Here is a 19524-nt window from a genome sequence, read left to right as displayed (position 1 = left end):
CCCTACACAGAACCCCTCTGCGGCGTCGTGGAACATTGCGCGAAAACCGGGCGCCCGGTGCGTGACATAATGAGCTGCCGCGTTCATGCACTGAAGCAGGGGAATGCGCCGAACATGGGGAGGAAAGTGGTCGCAGTGAAGCGCTCTGGAGTGGCGAAGGGTGACACCGTATTCGCTGCACCGTTCATCGTCTTCGCGCTCATCGCGATCGGCACCGGCATCGCGCATCTCATCGGGACGGCGCCGTCCTCGTGGACGCTGGTACTCGCCGTCATCGCAAGCGTCATCATCTGCGGGCCTTTCCACATCCGCATCGGCTACGACCGCGGGTTCCCGCAAGCCGGCGTCTCGATCGTGATGCTCTCGATCGAGCCGCTCACCGAGGCTCCGTTCATCGGTGTGTGCATCTGGACGATGGGAGTCCTGATCGCGCAGATCTCCCTTCGACGAAACCTGTGGCTGGCGCTGTACACGACAGGGCTCGCCACCGTCGGGGCAGTCGCCTTCGTCGCCGTTCGCAACGGGCTCGACGCGCTCGGGGTGTGGTTGCTCCCGAGCTTCGTCGCCGCGACCGTGGCCTTCTACGGCGTCGTGCTGCTCGGCGAGTTCGCCCGCCAATGGGGCCGTGAAGAGGTCGACCGCGGCGTGAGCGCGTCTTCGGTGAAACCGAGCCGGCTGGTCCTGCTCGTGGTCGTGGTCTCGCTCACCGCCACACTGATTCACTACATCGATGCGACCGTCATCTCGTGGATCGAGGGCGACCCCGATGTCAGCTTCACGCCGTTCGTCGTGCTGCTCGCCGGTTCGATCTTCTACGTGCTCGCGCAGCGCTCGCGCTCGGACGACATCGAATCCCGTCTCTCCGCGGTGGTGGATGCCGCGATCGAACTCCCGAGGGAGAGCGGTGAGGCGCTGGGCACCGCGCTGCTGAACCGCGCGAGAGGGATCGTGCGCGCCAACGCCGTCGAACTGCGGGACTCACCTCCCGAGAGCGACGAGATCGGCGCCCCGGTGAGCCTCGCCGCAGGGTCGGAGCAGTACCTCGTGGCCTCGCGCAAGCTCGGCGGCAGCGCCTTCAGCCGGGACGACGAGCGGGCCCTGGTCTCACTCGCCCACCTGGCGAGCGAAGCGGCCCGCATGCAGTACGAAGTCGACTCGCTCGAGCAGCGGGCCAACACGGACCCGCTCACGGGCCTGCCGAATTACGGGGCGTTCCAGCAGGCGCTGATCGACGCCAACGAGCACCGCCCCTACCACGAAGGCATCGCGCTGCTGTTCATCGATCTCGATGACTTCAAGAAGCTCAACGACAACTTCGGCCACCGTGCCGGAGACGCGCTCCTCCAAGCCATCGCGGTGCGCCTCGAACGATCGTCGGGCGGCGGCGATTTCGTCTCCCGCGTCGGAGGCGACGAGTTCGTCGTCATCTTCACCGGCCTCGTCTCGATCGATCAGGCCAAAGAGGCCGCCGACCGCGTCATCGCCGCGGTGAGCGAGCGCCTGGACCTCGAGGGGCACGATCTGACGCCGCTGGTGAGCGCCGGTCTGGCCTTCTCGAGCCACCGTGAGATCGATGCTCAGTCCCTCGTCGAGGATGCGGACCGTACGATGCTCCAGGCGAAACGCTCCCGTCGGCAGGGGACGATCGTCGCCGGAAGCACGGTGAGCATCTCGTCGCATCGTTCGACACGGCTCAACGACATCGTGGCCCGAGCCATCGAGGGCAATCGGCTCATGCTCGCCTTCCAACCCATCGTCGACATCTCGACCGGCAAGATCTGGGCGTTCGAGGCGCTGACGCGATACGTCGATCCTGAATTGGGTCCGATCTCGGCTCCATCGCTCATCGCCCGCGCGAAGAGCCTGGGGCTCATGAACGCGCTGACGGAGCAGGTGATCACAAAGGCTCTGCAAGCGGCCGAGCAGTTCCGCAGGCTGGAGCCCAGCATCACCTGCATGACCGTCAACCTCGACCTCGGCCAGATCAGCGACTCCGAGCTCGGACCGTATCTTCGCGAGGCGGCGCAGACGCACCCCGACGTCACCCTCTGCATCGAACTCAACGAGCGCTCCCTGCGTTCCGTCACCGACGAGCTCCGTCGCGATGCGGAGAACCTGCAAGCCGCCGGCCTGATCATCGCGCTCGACGACTACGGCTCGGACGACTCGTCCGTCGGGGCTCTGGTCCACTTCCCGATGAACATCCTCAAGATCGACAAGAGCCTGATCGGCAACCTCGACGACTCCAGGCAGCGGGAGCTCATCAAAGCGCTGCAGGGCTTCGGCGATAATCTCGGTCATACCGTCGTCGTCGAAGGCATCGAGAGCGCCGCCGTAGCGGAGACGCTGCGAGCGCTCGGCGTGCGCAGCGTGCAGGGCTATTACTACGGCCGGCCGCAGTCGTTCGCGCTGACGCGCGACCGGCTCCGTCGCACCGGCACGCGCGCGGAGATCGCGTAGTCGCCGCCCAGTACGTCGGCAGCGGTCAGCGGCCGATGCAGGTCAGTACGCCGCGTCGGCCTCGGGCGACGGGGGAGTGACATCGACGCCCGAGCTGAGGCGCGAGATGGCCTCCGTCGGGACGAAGTGCGGATCCGGTTCGATGAAGGCATCGACGACACCCATGAACGCGAGCGCTGACACGGACCAGGAGTCTTCCTGCGCCTGCTCATCAGCGTTCCCATCGGCGCCCGCAGACGACCCGTCGAAATGCGCCTCGACGAGGGCGGGGACGGTCGCGCGAACGATGCCCAGGCCCTCGATCACTGAGGCCGCAGCGACGACGAACGGCTGGTAATCGTTGTGGAACATCGGCTTCAGGCGATACCCGACCGTGGGGAGGACGTTGCGGTAGAAGCTCTCCATCGTCTCGACGAACGAGAGCTCGCTCGCCTGCAACGCGTCCAGTACACGCGTCCGCGCGGGTCCTTCCGGCCAGGCCACGATGGTGGTCGAGAGCGCTGCGTACGTGCGCCACTTGCTCGATGCCGTGATGACCTCGAAGTTGTACTCCGCGGCGGTGCGAATGATGTCGTTCAACACGCTGCGCCGACCTTCGAGCGTGTGCAGGTCGTCGGTGCGCATGCTGAGGTACTGCCACGTCGTCAGCAGCGTTTCGGTATCAGCGCGGTCGATCTGCGCCTGGTTCGCGAGTTCGCAGAAAAGATCCGCCATGAAAGCGTCAGGGGACGACCACACCTGCGCGAACTGCTTCGCTGAGACACCGGCGTCCGAGCAGATCTGGTCGATGAGTTCTTGCGAGACGCCGAGGGAGAGTCCGACGGTCTCGACGTGCTTCACTGCGCTGAGCAGGACTTTCGCTCCCAGGTCGTCAGTCGTCGAGCGAGATCGAACACTGCTCCCGCGGTTCCAGCCGTCTGCCTGCACCGTTCCCCCAATTTCGACGTCAGTAGTGCACATATGCTAGCATCCCGCTTCCGTCGCCACGCACGCGTCTGCCGCCATCGAATGGCACTCCTTCGCGCATCCGCGACTCGCCGGGCGGCGGAAGCGATGCGCGAAGAACGGCGATTCGGGCACAATAAGACTTACACGAGTCGTTCGAGGTCACACCCGGGCATTCAATGACGTATCCGCGGTGCAGCAGGCCGCGCTAACAGGAGGATCCCCGGCGTTGTCCCATATCGACCGTTCCGTGACGAACCACGACGTTATCCCGGTGATCGGCTCCTCGCTCTTCGTCGATCACCCGACCGCGCGCATGTGCGTCGGCATCATCGCAGAGAACGACGTCGCGCGCCCCGGGCTCGAGGCCGAGTATCTCGCGCACTTCGTGCTGCGGCGCAAGGTCTACGTCGACCAGACGGGACAGCTCGATGAGAGCGAGATCCAGCCGGACGGTACGGATCGCGATAGCGACGACGCACGCTCCGTGACGTTCGCAGTCTTCGAGAACCACGTCGAGGGCGTGCGCGTCGTGGGAGTCTCACGGCTGATCGTGCGGGGCGACGAAAGCCCGCTGCCCGTCGAGGAGTTCTGCCCGGACTCGTTCACCGACGATGGGCTGACTCCGCGCAGCGTCGAGGTCTCGCGAGTGATCGCGCGCCATGAGCACGCCGTCATGCAGGAGCTGGTGCAGTGGCATCTGTTCGCGGTCATGCTCGCGTACGAGGCGAACCACGCGTTGGAGCGCACATTCGCGATCATCGAGCCGTGGCTCGAACGCCATCTGCGCGGAACGATCGCCATTTCGCGCATCGGCGAGCCCAGGTACGTGGAGCACTACCTCGACTATAATCTCCCGATCGAGATCGACATTCCCGCCTCCACGGAGCGCGTGAATGCTCGCCAGGGCGGATTCATCGATCAGTACCGGGCCGAAGACGGCGCCATGACCTACGTCGGCCGCGCCCCGAAGCGCGCGCTCACCGAGCAGCCGCGGTGATGCGTCTGGGCACCGAGGCTCCGCAGTTCTCTCGCAACTACGGCTTCTGGAGCGAAGACGAGCAGCGCGCGCTCGTCGAGTCTCGGGTCGCCATCGCAGGGGTCGGAGGAGACGGCTTCCAACTGGGCGTCAAGCTGGCCCGCATGGGAGTCGCATCGTTCAGCGTCGCTGACCCCGAGGTGTTCGAATTGGAGAACGTGAATCGCGTCGAGGGCGCGAGCACGGCGACGCTGGGCCGGCGCAAGGCCGAGGTGTTTCGGGAGCGCGTGCTCGACATCAACCCGGACGCGGAGGTGCGCACCTTCTTCGATGGCGTGATCCCGGAGAACATCGCGGACTTCATGCAGGGCGCCTCCCTGGTGCTCGACGAGTCGGAGCTCACGAAGCCGGAGATCGGATCGCTCATCGCGCGTCGAGCGCGAATGCAGGGCATTCCAGATCTCCTCGTCATGAACGTCGGCTTCGCCGCGCAGGTCACATCGTTCGCTCCGGCTTCTCCCTGGACGTTCGAACGATTCATGGGGTTCGACGCGGAGATGCCGCTCGACGAGATCGCGGACGCGGGAGTGGATCTCGCTCGGTGCCTGCCGTACATCCCGCCCTACACCGACCTGCGATCGTTGCGTGCGGTTGCGGGGGAGGATGGCCACGAGCCGGCCTCCCTGCCGTCGATCTCGATCGGCGTGGACGCGGCGTCAGCGATCGGCAGCGCGCAGGCGTTTCTGCATCTGACTGCGGGGGTGGCGAATCATCGCCGTTCCCCGATCTGGGCGCCCCGGATCGCCTACACTGACGCCTATCGTCTCCGCACCCGCATCGTGCGGGCGGGGCGCGCCCCGCACGTGCTGGGTCTGCTCGTGGCCGCTGCGAGGCAGAAGCTGAATCTGAATCCGCTCGGCAGCTACACGGTCGCCGACATCACGCGCAGGCGCTCCTAGCGAGCGTCTGCGCCCCTGCCGGCATACGCCGGGGGCGTGGGCGCACGGCACGCCTGGACGCACATTACGCCTGGACGCACAACACGAACGAGGCCCGCCTCGCGCCGGATCTGATCCGTGAATGCGCGAGGCGGGCCTCGGTACTACTTGGGGTGGCTAACGGGACTTGAACCCGCGACCACCGGCACCACAAGCCGGTGCTCTACCGACTGAGCTATAGCCACCATGCTGACCTAACTCGCGCTAGCGCGCCAGGCAACCAGATCATCATAACCCAATGCGAGGCGCCAATGCCAAACCGGGCCCGCTGATGCGCGCGTCGCAGTGAGGACGAGCGATGCGGCGGCGGCTACTCGGCGGAATCGCCGTGCACGAGCGTCGCGAAGCGCTCGGTCGCCCGCTTCGCGTGCGCTGCCGCCGTCGCCTTATCGGGTCCGGGCGCAGCACTCATGACGGCATCGCGGAAGTACGCCAGCTCCTGAATGGACTCCGCGATATCGGCGAGCGCTCGATGCCCTCCGGTCTTCTCGGGCGCTCCTGAGAATGCGGCCGGATACCAGCGGCGGCTGAGCTCTTTGATCGTGGAGACGTCGACGCTGCGGTAGTGCAGTCGTTCTTCGAGCGTCGGCAGATATTTCGCGATGAAGCGGCGGTCCATTCCGATCGTGTTCCCCGCTACGAGCGGGCGTCGGCCGGCGGTCACGAATCGCTCCAGGTAGGCGATGACCTGCTGCTCGGCGTCCTCGAGCGACGCCCCTTCGGCGATGCGGGGGAGGAGACCGGACTTCTCATGCATGGAGCGCACGAAGTCGTTCATGTGGGCGAGTGCATCGTCGCCCGGGTTGATCACGATCTCGAAACCGGAATCCAGCGGCGTCAGGTCGAAGTCGGTCACGATCACCGCAATCTCGCAGAGGCCGTCCTGGTCGACGTCGAGACCGGTCATTTCGCAGTCGATCCAGACGATCTGGTCAGCTGGCGTATTCGGCACAGTGGCTCCTCAGTGCAGTAGCAGTGCGCGGGCGCGCGCCCGCAATCGGTCCAGTCTACTGTTCCGGCCCGGTTCGGTCGGTGGCGGGGCTGTGGCAGAAGGGCGCGCGTCGCAGGACGTAAACTGGACTCCATGGCTGTTCTTCCCATCGTGATCTCCGGTGAACCCGTTCTGCATCGTCCCGCCGCTCCCGTCACAGACTTCGACGACGAACTGCGCGCACTCGTGGACGACATGTTCGACACCACGGAGGCGGCTCCCGGAGTGGGCCTGGCCGCACCTCAGGTGGGCATCGGCAAGCGGGTCTTCGTGTGGATCTACGAAGACCAGGACGAGGGACCGGAACGCGGGGTCGCGATCAACCCCGAGTTGTGGATCACTCCTCCCGAGCCGGGACTGCCTGGCGAGGACGAGGTCGAGGGGTGCCTCTCGTTCCCCGGAGAGCGCTTCGCCCTGCGACGGGCGCCACGGGCGCTGCTGCGTGCGCAGGACGTCGACGGAAAGCCGTTCGAGATCACTGCGAGCGGATGGTTCGCGCGCATCCTGCAGCACGAATTCGACCACCTCAACGGTCTGCTCTACGTCGACCGGCTCGTGCACCCGGAGCACCGCGGAGCGCAGAAGGCTCAGCGGAAGAACGGCTGGGGCACACCGGGCCTGAGCTGGCTCCCGGGTGTCGACGATCTCGAAGGCTGACGCGCCGAGACGAGATGTGATCCGCAGCGCCAGGGACGCTGACGAGCAGTCACGACGGTGACGCCGCCGATGCTGCGGGCGGTCGCGTCGCCGGTGTCAGCGCCCACGCGAGCGCGGCCAGGCCGATGAGCGCCGCTGTCACGCCGAACGCCCAGCCGAATCCGGCGAGGTCGACGATCGCACCGGCGATGAGCGGACCGAGCACGCCGCCGAGATCGCTCGTCATCGAGTACCCGGCGACCACCGATCCGCCTCGGCGTCCGGCGAGAATATCGGCGAGCACGGCCTGCTGGCCCGGATTGACGAGCGCCGACCCTGCTCCCGCGACGAACATCACGGCCAACGCGACCCACAGCTCAGGGGCGAATGGGAAGACCGCATAGCTCGCCGCCAGGATGACCGATCCGGTGATGAGCAGAGGCTTCCGTCCGAGGGTGTCATTCCATCTGCCGGACGGGAAGATGAGTATCGCGTTCCCCGCGGCATAGGCGGCGAGCACCCATGCCGCCATGGTCGCGTCGCCGTGGAACGTCGCCGCAACCAGCAGCGGGATCACCGAGACGCGCACGCCGAACGACGACCATCCGAACGCGAACACGGACAGCAGCAGCGTGCGGTACTGCGGCACGCGCAGTGCCATGCCCAGGGTCATCGTCTCGTCGGCGTCGTTCGAGCCGCGTGGGGAGCGGTCCGCGAGAACGGAGCGTCGGAGCGCGACGGCGACGACGGTGGCGGCGGCGAGGAGCGTGAAGAAGTAGAAGACGAACGGGGCGCGGAGTCCGAAGATCGCGACGGCGCCGCCGAGCACCGGTCCGAGGAGGCCGCCGAGCAGGAATCCGGCGGCGTTCACGCTGGCCACGCGTCCGCGCGCCGAGGGCGGGCTCACCTTGATGAGCAGGGCTGTCGCGGCGACGGTGAACATCGCAGAGCCGATGCCGCCCACCCCCCGCAGCACGACGAACTGGGTGTAGTTGCCCGCGAGTGCCGCAGCGCCCGTCGAGACGGCGACGATGAGGATCCCGATGATGTAGGTGCGTCGCTCGCCGAGGCGGCCGACGACCCAGCCGGCGAGCGGCGCGGACACGAGCCGCATGAGCGCGAACGCGCTGACGATCGCCGAGGCGGCGAAGTTCGAGACGTCGAACTCGAGCGCGAACTGCGGAATGGCCGGTGCGACGACGCCGTACCCGAGGGCGACCGTGAAGCCGCCCGCGACGAGCGCCCAGACTTCGAAGGGAAGCCTGGCCTGCTTCGGGGTGCGCACGCGTTGAGGTCCTTTCGGTGTCGCCGCAGCGAACGCGGAATTCCCAGTGCCTCCGGCAGGATTCGAACCTGCGACCAACGGATTAGAAGGCCGTTGCTCTATCCACTGAGCTACGGAGGCAGCTCTACGAGCGTACACCGAGTTCGATGGGCTCGCAGTCGGCTCAGGAGTTCGCGCCGACTTTGCGGGCGTACATCGCACGGTCCGCCTGCGCGATCGCATCGGCGAGCGTCGCGAGACCCGGGGCTGCGGCTGCCACGCCCATCGCGGCCGACACGCCGGCGCCTTCGAGCGCCGCGTCGAAACGAGAGAAATGGTCGGCTGCCTCGCGAGCGGTGACGCCGTTCGCGAGGATCGCGAATTCGTCGCCACCGATCCGCGCGACCCGGTGCGCCTCGGCCGACGCCGATGCGAGCGCTTCAGCGGCCCGCGTGAGCAGACGGTCGCCGGCGAGGTGGCCCAGCGTGTCGTTGACGCCTTTGAGGCCGTTCAGATCGATGATGGCCACCGACACCGGGTCGCCGAACGCGTCGACCCGCTCTTGCGCGTCGACGAGCACGCGGTCCCAGCCTCGTCGGTTGAGAAGCCCGGTGAGGGCGTCGGTGTGCGCGAGTGCGTCGGCGATCGCGACGCTGCGCCGCCCCCGGTCGATGCCTCGCGAGAGTTCGAGCTGGGACGAGAGGAGTTCGCTCAGCAGGCGGATGAGCTCTTCGTCGACGGACTCGCCCTCCGCGAGCGGGGTCTCGCGCACCCCGCAGAGCACTCCGAATAGGGCTCCCGTGTCGTCCCGAATCGTGTACCCGGCGTACGAACCGATCCGTTCGGCGGCCCCGAGGTCGGCGTACTGCGGATCGGAACGCGAATCGGGGACGACGTGAGCGGCGCCAGCGGACATTCGGCTGCAGAACGACTCACCCCAGTCGATGCGGTCGCCGACCGAGAGCACCTGATCGTGGTGCACGTGCACGTGGATCTGCTCGCCGTTCGTGACGCGGGAGACGGACCAGTCGGTGAGTGGTGTGTGCTCATTCAAGTACGCCACGACGCGTTCTGCCGACTGCGTGAAGGTGACGGCTCCATTGAGCAGATCCGTCATCAGGGCAGCGTCTCGTCGAGCGTGGCGCGCGTGAACTCTTCGGCGTTCCGGTTCATGAGGACCGCTCCGCCTTCGCGGCGGCCTTGGCCGCGCGCTTCGTCTCGCGCACTCGCTGCAGCGATTCCGGTGAGGTGATGTCAGCGACGCTGCGGTATGAGTCGGGCTCGCCGTACGCTCCGGCAGCCTGCTCCCAGCCGTCACCGTCGAAGCCGAGCTGTTTGCCGAGCAGCGCCAGGAAGATCTTCGCCTTCTGCTCGCCGAAGCCGGGTAGCGCCCGCAGCCGTGTGAGCACGGTCTTTCCGTCGGGATCGCCCGAAGTCCAGATGGCGGAGGCGTCGCCGCCCCACTCGTCGACGAGGGTCTGGCACAGCGTTTGCACGCGCGCCGCCATCGAACCAGGGAAGCGGTGAATGGCGGGCGACTCCTTGAACACCGCGAGGAGATCCTCGGGGTCGGCGCTTGCGATCGCCCGCGCGTCGACGCTGCCGAAGCGCTCCTGGATCTTGAGCGGGCCCGCGAACGCGACCTCCATCGCGATCTGCTGATCGAGCAGCATGCCGATGAGCAATGCGAGCGGATTCTCGGTCAGCAGCTCATCGGCGGCTGAATCGTCAGTGAGGTGCAGGCTCATGGAGTCAGTGTACTGCGGACGCAGGTCACTCGAAGCGGTTGACCATGGCGAGCGCGGCGCGTTCGACGTAGTCGCGGAATGCCGCGTCGTGCATGGGGGCGAGACCTGCCGCGTCGAGTGCCGCATGCATGTGTCGAAGCCAGCGATTCCTCGCGTCGGGGGTCACCGCGAAGGGGTGGTGACGCATGCGCAACCGCGGGTGGCCGCGCTGCTCCGAGTACGTTGTCGGGCCGCCCCAGTACTGCTCGAGGAAGGCGCGCAGCCGCCAGGTCGCGCCCTCCCAATCGTCGTCGGGATACATGGGAGCGAGAACGGGGTCTTCGCGCACGCCGCGGTAGAACTCCGACGCGATGAGCTCGAATGTGGGGGTTCCGCCGACCTGCGACCAGAGCGTCTCGGTGACGGCGTCGCCGCTCGCGCTCGAGCGCAGGGTGAGCCGCGGGCCGGGCTGGGTGCTGTCGTTCATACTGCTCCTCCCGGCTGCCTCGGCAGCTCATCGGCGAGCTTGATGTCATGCTCGCCGAACTTGCGGCGCAGCTCGGCGCGCACGCCGCGCTGCACCTCCCATTGTGCCTCCGGGCGGGTCTTCACGAGCAGCCGGAGCGTCGCCCGATCGCCGAAGATGCTCTCGAGACCGAGCAGCTCGGGTGACCCGGTGACCTTGCGCGCGTACTTCTCGGAGCGGAGCAATTCGCGCGCGGCATCGAGTGCGACATCGGAGACCCGCGTCATGTCTTGCCGCGCATCGACGGTGATGTCGATGATCGCCTGGCCCCAGCCCTGCGAAGCGTTGCCCAGGGTCAGGATCTCTCCGTTGCGGATGAACCACAGAGTGCCGTCCATCGCGCGCACCTGCGTCACGCGGATCCCCACGTCTTCGACGGTGCCGCTGATCGTGCCGATGGTCACGATGTCGCCGACCCCGAGCTGGTCTTCGAACACCATGAAGATGCCGTTGAGGAGATCTTTCACGATGTTCTGGGCGCCGAAGGCGAGGCCGGCGGCAACGATGCCGGCAGAGGTGAGCAGTGCTGCGAGATTCACGCCCAGCTGTCCCAGGATGAGGATCATCGCGATGACGACGATCACCCAGGTGATCACGGCACGTCCAACAGTGCCGAGCGTGCGCGTGCGTTGCACCGCCCGCGCGCTGACGTACGGCGCGGCGCGCATCTCAGAGGTCGTATCAACGTCCTGCGCCTTCTTCACCCCGCGCACCACATGCGTGACGGTGCGCATGAGGAGCTTGCGCAGCAGCCAATTCGCGAGGAGCGCCGCGATCACGATCACCGCGATGGCCAGCGGCACCTGATACGCCGTCAGAAAGCCCTGGAAGGCATTCCCGACCGCCTGCTCCACCTCGTCAACGCCTTCCATTCACACCTCCCGGTCTGCGGCCTGCACGCGCAGAGCCCGCTCGACGCCCGACAGGTGCTCCGAGACCATCCGTCGCAGGGCCGCAGGCGCGTCCGCGTTCGCTTCGAGCCAGTTGCGGGTCGCGCTCGCCAGCTCCGTGTTCGCGAGTTCGGCGGGGTAGAACCCCTCGACGAGCTCCTCGGCGATCGCGTAGCTGCGGGATTCCCATACGGGCAGCAGCGCGTCGAAGAAGCGTGCGACGTACGGTTCGAGCAGCGTCAGATCGTGCGCGCGCGTGAATCCTGAGGCGGTCGCGCGAACGATGGCGTTCGGCTGATCGGCCTCATCGAACACAGACGCCCATGCGCGTGCTTTGTCGTCGGCACTGGGAAGCGCCGCCCGAGCGTGAGCTGCAGACTGGTTGCCGTTGGCGGTGCGGTCCTCTGCGAGACGCGCGTCGATCTGCTCGGATGTCGCTCGGCCGCCCGCCGAGAGTGAGACGAGCAGCTCCCAGCCGAGATCGGTATCGATGGCCAGGCCATCGAGCCCACGTGTTCCCTCGAACAGCGCGTGCACGGTGTCGAGCTGAGCATCGCTTCCGGCGAGCTGGGCGAACGACTTCACGAATTGGAACTGTCGATCGGAACCTGGGTCGGCGCTCTCCGCGAGGTTCCAGAGGGCGTCGGCGACCTTCTCGAGCGTCGCGGCACGTCGATCGCGCGCGACGTAGCTCGCCGCAGCGAGCGACAGCTGCCCGAGGAGGGTGCGCAGCGTGGTCGAACCCGTTTCGCTGCCGACGTGGGCGAGAACGATGTCGATGAAGCGGCTGGCTGGGAATTCGCCGTCCCGGGTCGCGTCCCAGAGCGTGCCCCAGAGCAGTGCCCGGGTGAGCGAGTCCTCCGCGTGGCCGAGATGCTGCGCCGCGGTCTCGAGCGATCGGTCGTCCAGTCGAATCTTCGCGTACGTCAGGTCGTCGTCGTTGAGCAGCAGCAGCGCGGGCTGCTCGACCCCGACGAGCTCGGGAACCGCAGTGCCCGCACCGTCGACATCGAGCTCGATGCGCTGCGTGCGGCGCAGCACTCCGCCGTCGAGCGCGTAGAGCCCCACGGCGATGCGGTGCGGTCGGATCGTCGGGTACTCGGCTTCTGCCGACTGCTCGATGGTGAAGCTGCTGTATCTGCCGGCGTCGTCGAGCTCGAAGACGGGACGGAGCGTGTTGACGCCGGCGGTCTCCAACCAGAGCTTCGACCAGTCGGCGAGGTCGCGGCCGCTGCGGGCTTCGAGCTCGGTGAGGAGGTCGGGCAACTCGGTGTTCGAGTGATGGTGCTTGACGAAGTAGTCGTGCACGCCCTGCATGAACGGTTCCCGGCCCACCCATGCGACGAGCTGCTTGAGCACCGAGGCGCCCTTCGCGTAGGTGATGCCGTCGAAGTTCACGAGCACGTCTTCGAGGTCGCGGATCGGTGCGACGATCGGATGGGTCGACGGCAGCTGATCCTGCCGGTATGCCCACGACTTCTCCGAGGCGGCGAACGTCGTCCAGCAATCCGTCCATTCAGTGGCCTCTGCCACGCCGAGTGTCGACATGTACTCGGCGAACGATTCGTTGAGCCACAGGTCGTTCCACCATCGCATTGTGACGAGATCGCCGAACCACATGTGCGCGAGTTCGTGCAGGATCGTGACGACGCGGCGCTCGCGCATCGCGTCGGTCACCTGGCTCCGGAAGACGTAGGCCTCCGTGAAGGTCACGGCGCCCACGTTCTCCATCGCCCCCATGTTGTACTCGGGGACGAAGAGCTGGTCGTACTTGTCGAAGGGGTACGCGTAATCGAACTGCTCTTCGAAGAATGCGAACCCTTCTCGCGTCTTCTCGAAGATGTAGTCGGCGTCCAGGTGCGGCGCCAACGACTCTCGGCAGAATACGCCGAGCGGAATCGTGCGGCCGTCGCGGCTCGTGAGCTCCGAGCGCACGACGTGGTACGGGCCGGCGATGAGCGCGGTGATGTAGCTCGACATCACCGGGGTGGGATCGAACGACCAAGTCGCGATCTCCTGCTCCGGCGAGTCCTCGCCCTGGGCAGCGGCCTTCGTGCCGGCGCCGACGGGGTCGGGGGTCGGCTGGTTGCTCACGATCTGCCAGCGCGCGGGAGCTGTGATCGTGAACGAGAACGTCGCCTTCAGGTCCGGCTGCTCGAAGACCGGGAACATCCGGCGGGAGTCGGGCACCTCGAACTGGGAGTAGAGGTAGACCTCTCCGTCAGCAGGATCGACGAAGCGGTGCAGGCCCTCGCCCGTATTCGTGTAGCGCTGCGTCGAAGCGATGCGCAGGACGTTCCGCTCCGCGAGTCGGGGCAACTGGATGCGCGAGTCCGCGAACACCGCAGCTGGGTCGAGGGCCTCGCCGTTCAAATCGATGCTCTCGACGGAGTCGGCGATCAGATCGATGAAGGTGGCCGCTCCGCGCGTACCACCGAAGTGGACGGTCGTAACCGCTGCGAACTGCTCGGCACCGGTCGTGAGGTCGAGCGCGACCTCGTAACGTTCCGTCGAGACGGCGGCAGCGCGCTCCTGGGCTTCTGCACGGGTGAGATTCGTTCCTGGCACTGATGCTCCTGACGATGGGGAATACGTATGGCTCCAGCCTAGGCCCGACCCTCGACATCAGTGATGAAACCCCTGTACGCCGCATGTGAGGCGCTGCGCTGGGGCCGCTGCCAGCCCCCGTCGTCGCCGTACAGTGGAATGCATGGAACGCGCACTCGGCACCTCAGACCTCCTCGTCTCGTCCGTCGGGCTCGGCTGCAACAATTTCGGCCGGCCGGGAGCCTTCACCGAGGACCAGCACGGGACCGACGCCGTCATCGGAGCGGCGATCGACGCTGGCATCACATTCTTCGACACCGCCGACCTCTACGGGTACGCCTTCGGCCGCAGCGAAGAGATGATGGGACGCGCACTCGGGACGCGGCGCGACGAGATCGTGCTCGCCACCAAGTTCGGGCATCCGGACGCGCAGGCCCCGTACCTCGGACGCCGAGGTTCACGAGAATTCATCAGAGCCTCGGTCGAGGGGTCGCTCACGCGGTTGCAGACGGACCGCATCGATCTCTACCAGATGCATGTTCCGGATCCGGAGACCCCGATCAGCGAGACCCTCGACGCGCTCGACGAACTGGTGCGCGAGGGGAAGGTGCGCAGCATCGGCCACTCGAACTTCTCCGCAGCGCAGATGCATGAGGCCGCGGGCGCAGCGGCAGCAGGGGGAGTTACGGCCTTCGTGTCGGCGCAGAACGAGCTCAGCCTGGTGCAGCGAGAGGCGGACCGAGAGGTCGTTCCAGCTGCCCGGCAGCTCGGACTCGGGTTCCTCCCGTACTTCCCGCTGGCCAACGGGCTGCTCACGGGCAAGTTCGCCCGAGATCGCTTCCCCGAGGACTCGCGCATCATGCGGCAGCGCCCCCACGTCGCGGAGCAGGCCGACTGGGACGCCCTCGACGCGTACCGGGCGCACTGCGCCGACTGGGGAGTCACGATACTCGAAGCGACGTTCGGCTGGTTGCTCGATCATGCGCCGGTCGCGAGCGTCATCGCGGGAGCATCGACCCCGGACCAGGTCCGTCAGAATGCGCTCGCCGGTGAGCGCTGGCGCCCGGATGACGCCCAGCGCGAACGCATCGAAGCCCTCTTCCCGGTGCCGACGTCCTGAAGAGTAGGCTGACCCGCATGAGCATCGAACGCCCCGAATCCGCACAGCCCATCGTCGAGTTCTGGTTCGATCCGATCTGCCCGTGGTGCTGGATGACCAGCCGCTGGGTCTCCGACGTCGCGGCAGCGCGAGGGTTCGACGTCGCGTGGCACCCCGTCAGCCTCAAGATCATCAACGAGGGCAACGACGTCGGCGACCACGAGGAGGGCATGCGCCAGGGCCATCGCCTCGGCCGCGTAGCCGCGGCCGTCGCCCGTGCGCAGGATCCGAGCGCGGTCGGGCGTCTCTACACCGAATTCGGAACGGCGATCCACCCCGGCGGCCGCGACGACTTCGACGGCATTCTCGCCGAGGCGCTCGCCGCAGTCGGGCTCGACGCCGAGCTCGCAGCAGCCGCAGACGACGAGCAGTACGACACCGACCTGCGCGAGAACACCGCGCACGCGCTCGAGATCGCCGGGCCAGACGTCGGGGTGCCCGTGATCTCGGTCGACGGAGTCGCGTTCTTCGGGCCCGTGGTGACGCCGGCACCTCAGGGGGAGCAGGCGCTCCGCCTCTGGGACGGCATCGTCGCGGCCGCGAGCGTGCCGGGATTCTACGAGCTGAAGCGGGGCCGCACCTCCGGCCCCCAGTTCTGAGTCCTCGCTCCGATAGGATCTGATCCATGCGCATTCACGTCGCCACGGACCACGCCGGGCTCGAATTCAGCCAGCAGTTGCAGGATCATCTTCGCGCGCAGGGCCACCAGGTCATCGACCACGGTCCAGCCGAATACGATGCACTCGACGATTACCCGTCGTTCTGCATCAACGCCGCGCTCGGCGTCGCACGTGACGAGCGCGACGGAGTGGAAGCGCTCGGCGTCGTCTTCGGCGGCTCCGGCAATGGTGAGCAGATGGCGGCGAATAAGGTCGCAGGCATTCGAGCAGCACTGGTGTGGAACGACTCCACGGCGACGCTCGCGCGCGAGCACAACAACGCGAACGTGATCTCCATCGGAGCCCGCCAGCACGATGTGGCCGACGCGATCCGCTTCATCGATCTCTTCATCGACACGCCGTTCACCGGCGAGGAGCGCCATGTGCGTCGCATCGCGCAGCTCGGCGAGTACGAGCGCACCGGCGCCATCAGCGGCAAGCACGTCGACAGCCTCTAATGCCTGAGGGGCACAGCGTTCATCGCATTGCTCGTCAGTTCGCGGTGAACTTCGTCGGCACGGCTCCCGAGGTGACGAGCCCGCAGGGGCGCTTCGCCCAGGGCGCAGCGCTGCTGAGTGGACGAGAGATGATCGATGCTCGGGCCGTCGGCAAGCAGATGTTCCTGGAATTCTCGGATGACCGTTGGCTGCGCGTGCATCTCGGCATCTACGGCGCTTGGGATTTCGCGGGAGACGTGCGCGTCGACCCGTCCATTCAGATCCACGGCCAGGCGCCGGGACGCACGAAGCTGGGCCAGACGGGCGAGTACTCGCGGCCGGATCCCGCCCGCCCGCTCGATCGTGATGGCGAAGACTCCGTGACGTCGATCGGGGCGCCCCGTCGTACCCGCGTGCGCATGGCCGAAACCGATCGTGAGACGGCTGCACCCGCGGCGTTTCCTCCTGAGCCCGTCGGGCAGGTGCGAGTGCGGCTGCTGAATGATCTCGTCTGCGCCGACCTGCGCGGTCCGACCGCGTGCGAAGTGCTCACCCCGGCCGAGGTGGATGCCGTGATCCAGAAGCTCGGGCCCGATCCTGCGAACGCGAACACTCCGGCGGAGCGCGAGCGCTTCGTGGAGCGTGCACTGCGCAAGAAGACGCCGATCGGCCTCGTGCTCATGGATCAGTCGGTCATCGCGGGGATCGGCAATGTGTACCGGGCCGAGATGCTCTTCCGGGGGGAGCTGAACCCTCATACTCCCGCGAACACGATCGACCGCACCGTGCTCGAGGCGCTCTGGGACGATTGGGCGCATCTGCTCGAGATCGGCATCACGGTCGGGCAGATGATGACGATCGACGGTCTCGCCGGCGAGGAGTACGAGCGAGCGCTGGTCGATCGCGACGAGCGGCACTCCGTGTACAAGCTCGAGGGCACACCGTGCAAGCGGTGCGGCACGAACATCGCGCTGGAGGAGTTCGGCGCCCGCAAGCTCTACTGGTGCCCGGGCTGTCAGACCTGACGCAGTCAGGTGAACGGCCATTTCTGGCCGTTCATGCAGCCCCCGGCGCCGTCTCGGTGCCGGTGCAGCGCGGTGCGAGGTGCGCGCGTGGCTGTCAGACCTGACGCCCACCCTTGCCGAACCCAAGGGTTCGCGTTGAGACCGAGGGCGTTGCTTGCGGATCTTCCGTCGCGCTCAGCGGGAACCCTCGTGCTCAGGCAGGGGTGGAACGGTGCGGTGCGGTTCGGGCGGCACGGTGCGGTTCAGGCTGCACGGTTCGGGCGGCGGGTGTGAATGTCGGCGGTGCCCGTCAGACTGATGACGGCGACCGCATCGATTGAAGGAGCTCAGCATGACCCGCACCATCTACTACACGGCCACCACCCTCGACGGGTATCTCGCAGATCCCGACGATTCCCTCGACTGGCTGCTGCGCCAGCCGCAGGAGGCCGGCGGTGCCGGTGATTACGATTCGTTCATCAGGGGGATCGGCGCACTCGTCATGGGAGCGACCACCTACGAATGGGTGCTCGAACACGAGCAGGGGGTCTGGAGCTACGAGCTGCCGGCGTTCGTACTCACGCATCGCGATCTGCCGTCCCCCCGGAGTACGACGAATGGAGGGCCAGCCGACGTCCGCTTCAGGCAGGGAGGCATCGCCGAGCTCGGACAGGAGATGCGCGATGCCGCCGGCGCGAACGATCTGTGGGTGGTCGGCGGCGGTGATCTGGCGGGTCAATTCGCCGATCTCGGGCAGCTCGATGAGATTGTGACGTCGATTGCGCCAGTGGTGCTCGGTGCGGGTCGGCCGCTGCTGCCGCGTCGTCTCGATCTCGAGCTGATGCAGGTCGAGCGCAACGGAGCCTTCATCGTCGCGCGGCATCGTGTGCTCGGGTCCCTCGCGGAGGATCAGGAGCGCTCGTCGTCGTCGAGCGCCCAGCGTGCGGCAGAAGTGTGACATAATTGATCCTTGTGCCACGGTGCGGTACTGCCGCGAGGGTCCGCACGGACCGTGAGCCGAACACTCCAGTACTTTTCGATATCCGCGTTCCCGACTTGCGGCGGGCGCAGAGAGTAGACAATCATGCAGAAGCTCGACCTGGTCGACGCCGCGTCGCTCAAGAGCGACATCCCCGATTTCCGCGCAGGCGACACCGTCAAGGTGCACGTGAACATCGTCGAGGGCAACCGCTCGCGTGTTCAGGTGTTCCAGGGCGTCGTGATCTCCCGCCACGGTGAGGGCGTTCGCGAGACGTTCACCGTGCGCAAGATCAGCTTCCAGGTGGGCGTGGAGCGCAAGTTCCCGGTGCACTCGCCCGCGATCGAGAAGATCGAGGTCGTCAGCCGTGGCGACGTGCGTCGTGCGAAGCTCTACTACCTGCGCGGCCTCACCGGCAAGAAGGCGAAGATCAAGGAGAAGCGCGACCGCTAAGTCGCACTTCTCACGGGCCGTTATCAACGCGCCCGCGACGCTCTCAGGCTCCCCCCTGGAATAGGGTGGGAGCCTGAAGTGTCTCACCGATCGGTGAGGCCCGGAGCGTCGGATTCGCACGACCGCTCCCATCGACAGGGGAACCCCACATGAGTGAAGCCGAGGCCACGACCTCACAGCAACGGACGCGTCGAGGCGGAATCCTCGGGTTCCTGCGAGATCTGCTGGTCATCCTCGTGGTGGCGTTCCTGGTCTCGTTTCTGTTGAAGACGTTTCTCGTGCGCAGTTTCTTCATCCCTTCGGAGTCGATGGAGAACACGCTGCAGATCGATGACCGCATCCTCGTGAACCAGTTGGTGCCCGATCTCATCGATGTGCAGCGCGGCGACATCGTGGTGTTCAAGGATCCGGGCGGGTGGTTGTACCCCCGCGGGAGTGAGCCGCCCCGCGGGTTCGAGCGGGTGCTCCAGTCGATCGGTCTCGCGGCTGACACGAGCAATGAGTACGTGGTCAAGCGCGTCATCGGCGTCGGCGGTGATCGTGTCGAGTGCTGCGACGCTCAGGGGCGTGTGATGGTGAACGGTGTGCCCATCGACGAGCCGTACATCGTGAAGCCTGCGGGCGAGGAGCGAGCGTCGGCGATCGATTTCGACGTTACGGTGCCCGAGGGCTCTCTGTGGGTGATGGGCGACAACCGGTATCAGAGCAAGGACTCGCGCTACAACCAGGATCAGCCGGGCAAGGGGTTCGTGCCGGAGGAAGAGGTCGTGGGGCGTGCGTTCGTGTTGAACTGGCCGCTCAACCGGTTCACCTGGTTGGGGACTCCAGAAGGAACGTTCACCGGCGTGGACGCCGCGAAGGAGAACTGAG

At 66.7% G+C, this 19524-nt stretch carries 19 protein-coding genes and 2 tRNA genes; 11 read left to right on the top strand and 10 right to left on the bottom strand.

Going from position 1 to position 19524, the window contains the following annotated elements:
- Positions 1–135: 135 nt before the first annotated feature.
- Positions 136–2460 (top strand): bifunctional diguanylate cyclase/phosphodiesterase, encoded by a 2325-nt coding sequence (locus tag JE033_RS14875; protein WP_200329254.1) that lies wholly within the window; start codon positions 136–138, stop codon positions 2458–2460.
- Positions 2461–2502: 42 nt separating this feature from the next.
- Here JE033_RS14875 and JE033_RS02515 read toward each other — a convergent pair whose 3' ends face one another.
- Entirely contained in the window at positions 2503–3420 is a 918-nt protein-coding gene (locus JE033_RS02515; RefSeq protein ID WP_234037067.1) for a hypothetical protein, read from the bottom strand.
- Between the two features lie 214 nt (positions 3421–3634).
- Between JE033_RS02515 and JE033_RS02510 the strand changes: the two genes are divergently transcribed.
- Together JE033_RS02510 and JE033_RS02505 are read left to right on the top strand one after the other, a co-directional pair.
- Positions 3635–4405, top strand: coding sequence for a hypothetical protein (locus JE033_RS02510; RefSeq protein ID WP_090148311.1), 771 nt, complete (start codon positions 3635–3637; stop codon positions 4403–4405).
- A complete protein-coding gene (locus JE033_RS02505; protein ID WP_234037066.1) occupies positions 4405–5343 on the top strand; it encodes a ThiF family adenylyltransferase in 939 nt (312 codons plus the stop codon). Before JE033_RS02510 ends, JE033_RS02505 begins: the two co-directional genes overlap by 1 nt.
- A 148-nt stretch (positions 5344–5491) precedes the next feature.
- Here JE033_RS02505 and JE033_RS02500 read toward each other — a convergent pair.
- Both JE033_RS02500 and orn read right to left on the bottom strand, forming a co-directional pair.
- Positions 5492–5567, bottom strand: a tRNA-His gene (locus JE033_RS02500).
- 125 nt (positions 5568–5692) lie between these two features.
- Complete coding sequence (gene orn, locus JE033_RS02495) at positions 5693–6334, bottom strand: oligoribonuclease (RefSeq protein ID WP_090148317.1); 642 nt, start codon at positions 6332–6334, stop codon at positions 5693–5695.
- A gap of 132 nt (positions 6335–6466) precedes the next feature.
- Between orn and def the strand changes: the two genes are divergently transcribed.
- The gene (gene def, locus JE033_RS02490; protein WP_200329250.1) at positions 6467–7030 is read left to right on the top strand and encodes a peptide deformylase; all 564 of its coding nucleotides are present in this window, start codon (positions 6467–6469) and stop codon (positions 7028–7030) included.
- A gap of 49 nt (positions 7031–7079) precedes the next feature.
- On the opposite strand, the gene JE033_RS02485 is transcribed toward def, so the two are convergent.
- The 7 genes from JE033_RS02485 to pepN form a co-directional block, all read right to left on the bottom strand.
- Positions 7080–8294 (bottom strand): MFS transporter, encoded by a 1215-nt coding sequence (locus JE033_RS02485; protein ID WP_200329248.1) that lies wholly within the window; start codon positions 8292–8294, stop codon positions 7080–7082.
- Positions 8295–8341: 47 nt separating this feature from the next.
- Positions 8342–8414: transfer RNA gene (locus JE033_RS02480), tRNA-Arg, on the bottom strand.
- A gap of 43 nt (positions 8415–8457) precedes the next feature.
- Positions 8458–9390 carry a GGDEF domain-containing protein gene (locus tag JE033_RS02475; RefSeq protein WP_200329246.1) on the bottom strand — a complete coding sequence of 311 codons (933 nt, stop codon included), beginning with the start codon at positions 9388–9390 and terminating at the stop codon, positions 8458–8460.
- A 52-nt stretch (positions 9391–9442) separates the two neighbouring features.
- Positions 9443–10021: an HhH-GPD-type base excision DNA repair protein gene (locus JE033_RS02470; RefSeq protein ID WP_200329244.1), complete on the bottom strand. Its 579-nt coding sequence runs from the start codon at positions 10019–10021 to the stop codon at positions 9443–9445.
- A 25-nt stretch (positions 10022–10046) separates the two neighbouring features.
- Positions 10047–10487 carry a globin gene (locus JE033_RS02465; RefSeq protein ID WP_234037064.1) on the bottom strand — a complete coding sequence of 147 codons (441 nt, stop codon included), beginning with the start codon at positions 10485–10487 and terminating at the stop codon, positions 10047–10049.
- The gene (locus JE033_RS02460; protein WP_200329242.1) at positions 10484–11398 is read right to left on the bottom strand and encodes a mechanosensitive ion channel family protein; all 915 of its coding nucleotides are present in this window, start codon (positions 11396–11398) and stop codon (positions 10484–10486) included. The genes JE033_RS02465 and JE033_RS02460 overlap by 4 nt, the downstream gene beginning before the upstream one ends.
- Positions 11399–13984, bottom strand: a complete 2586-nt coding sequence (pepN, locus tag JE033_RS02455; protein ID WP_200329240.1) for an aminopeptidase N — start codon at positions 13982–13984, stop codon at positions 11399–11401. It abuts the gene before it with no gap.
- 142 nt (positions 13985–14126) lie between these two features.
- On the opposite strand from pepN, the gene JE033_RS02450 reads away from it, so the two are divergent.
- The 7 genes from JE033_RS02450 to lepB all read left to right on the top strand — a co-directional run bounded on the left by JE033_RS02450 (position 14127) and on the right by lepB (position 19523).
- Positions 14127–15083 (top strand): aldo/keto reductase, encoded by a 957-nt coding sequence (locus JE033_RS02450; RefSeq protein WP_200329238.1) that lies wholly within the window; start codon positions 14127–14129, stop codon positions 15081–15083.
- A 17-nt stretch (positions 15084–15100) separates the two neighbouring features.
- A complete protein-coding gene (locus JE033_RS02445) occupies positions 15101–15721 on the top strand; it encodes a DsbA family protein (RefSeq protein WP_200329236.1) in 621 nt (206 codons plus the stop codon).
- Positions 15722–15747: 26 nt separating this feature from the next.
- Positions 15748–16239: a ribose-5-phosphate isomerase gene (locus JE033_RS02440; protein ID WP_090148341.1), complete on the top strand. Its 492-nt coding sequence runs from the start codon at positions 15748–15750 to the stop codon at positions 16237–16239.
- The gene (locus tag JE033_RS02435; RefSeq protein WP_200329234.1) at positions 16239–17243 is read left to right on the top strand and encodes an Fpg/Nei family DNA glycosylase; all 1005 of its coding nucleotides are present in this window, start codon (positions 16239–16241) and stop codon (positions 17241–17243) included. The genes JE033_RS02440 and JE033_RS02435 overlap by 1 nt, the downstream gene beginning before the upstream one ends.
- A 331-nt stretch (positions 17244–17574) precedes the next feature.
- Complete coding sequence (locus tag JE033_RS02430; protein WP_200329232.1) at positions 17575–18180, top strand: dihydrofolate reductase family protein; 606 nt, start codon at positions 17575–17577, stop codon at positions 18178–18180.
- Positions 18181–18306: 126 nt separating this feature from the next.
- Positions 18307–18654 (top strand): 50S ribosomal protein L19, encoded by a 348-nt coding sequence (gene rplS / locus JE033_RS02425; protein WP_090148347.1) that lies wholly within the window; start codon positions 18307–18309, stop codon positions 18652–18654.
- Positions 18655–18803: 149 nt separating this feature from the next.
- A complete protein-coding gene (gene lepB, locus JE033_RS02420; RefSeq protein ID WP_200329230.1) occupies positions 18804–19523 on the top strand; it encodes a signal peptidase I in 720 nt (239 codons plus the stop codon).
- Position 19524: the final 1 nt, after the last annotated feature.

Source organism: Leucobacter sp. L43, from assembly GCF_016597785.1.
GTDB classification, from domain to species: Bacteria; Actinomycetota; Actinomycetes; order Actinomycetales; family Microbacteriaceae; genus Leucobacter; species Leucobacter alluvii.
The sequence above is the reverse complement of the archived record's forward strand: the minus strand, read 5'-3'. Positions and strand labels throughout refer to the sequence as shown.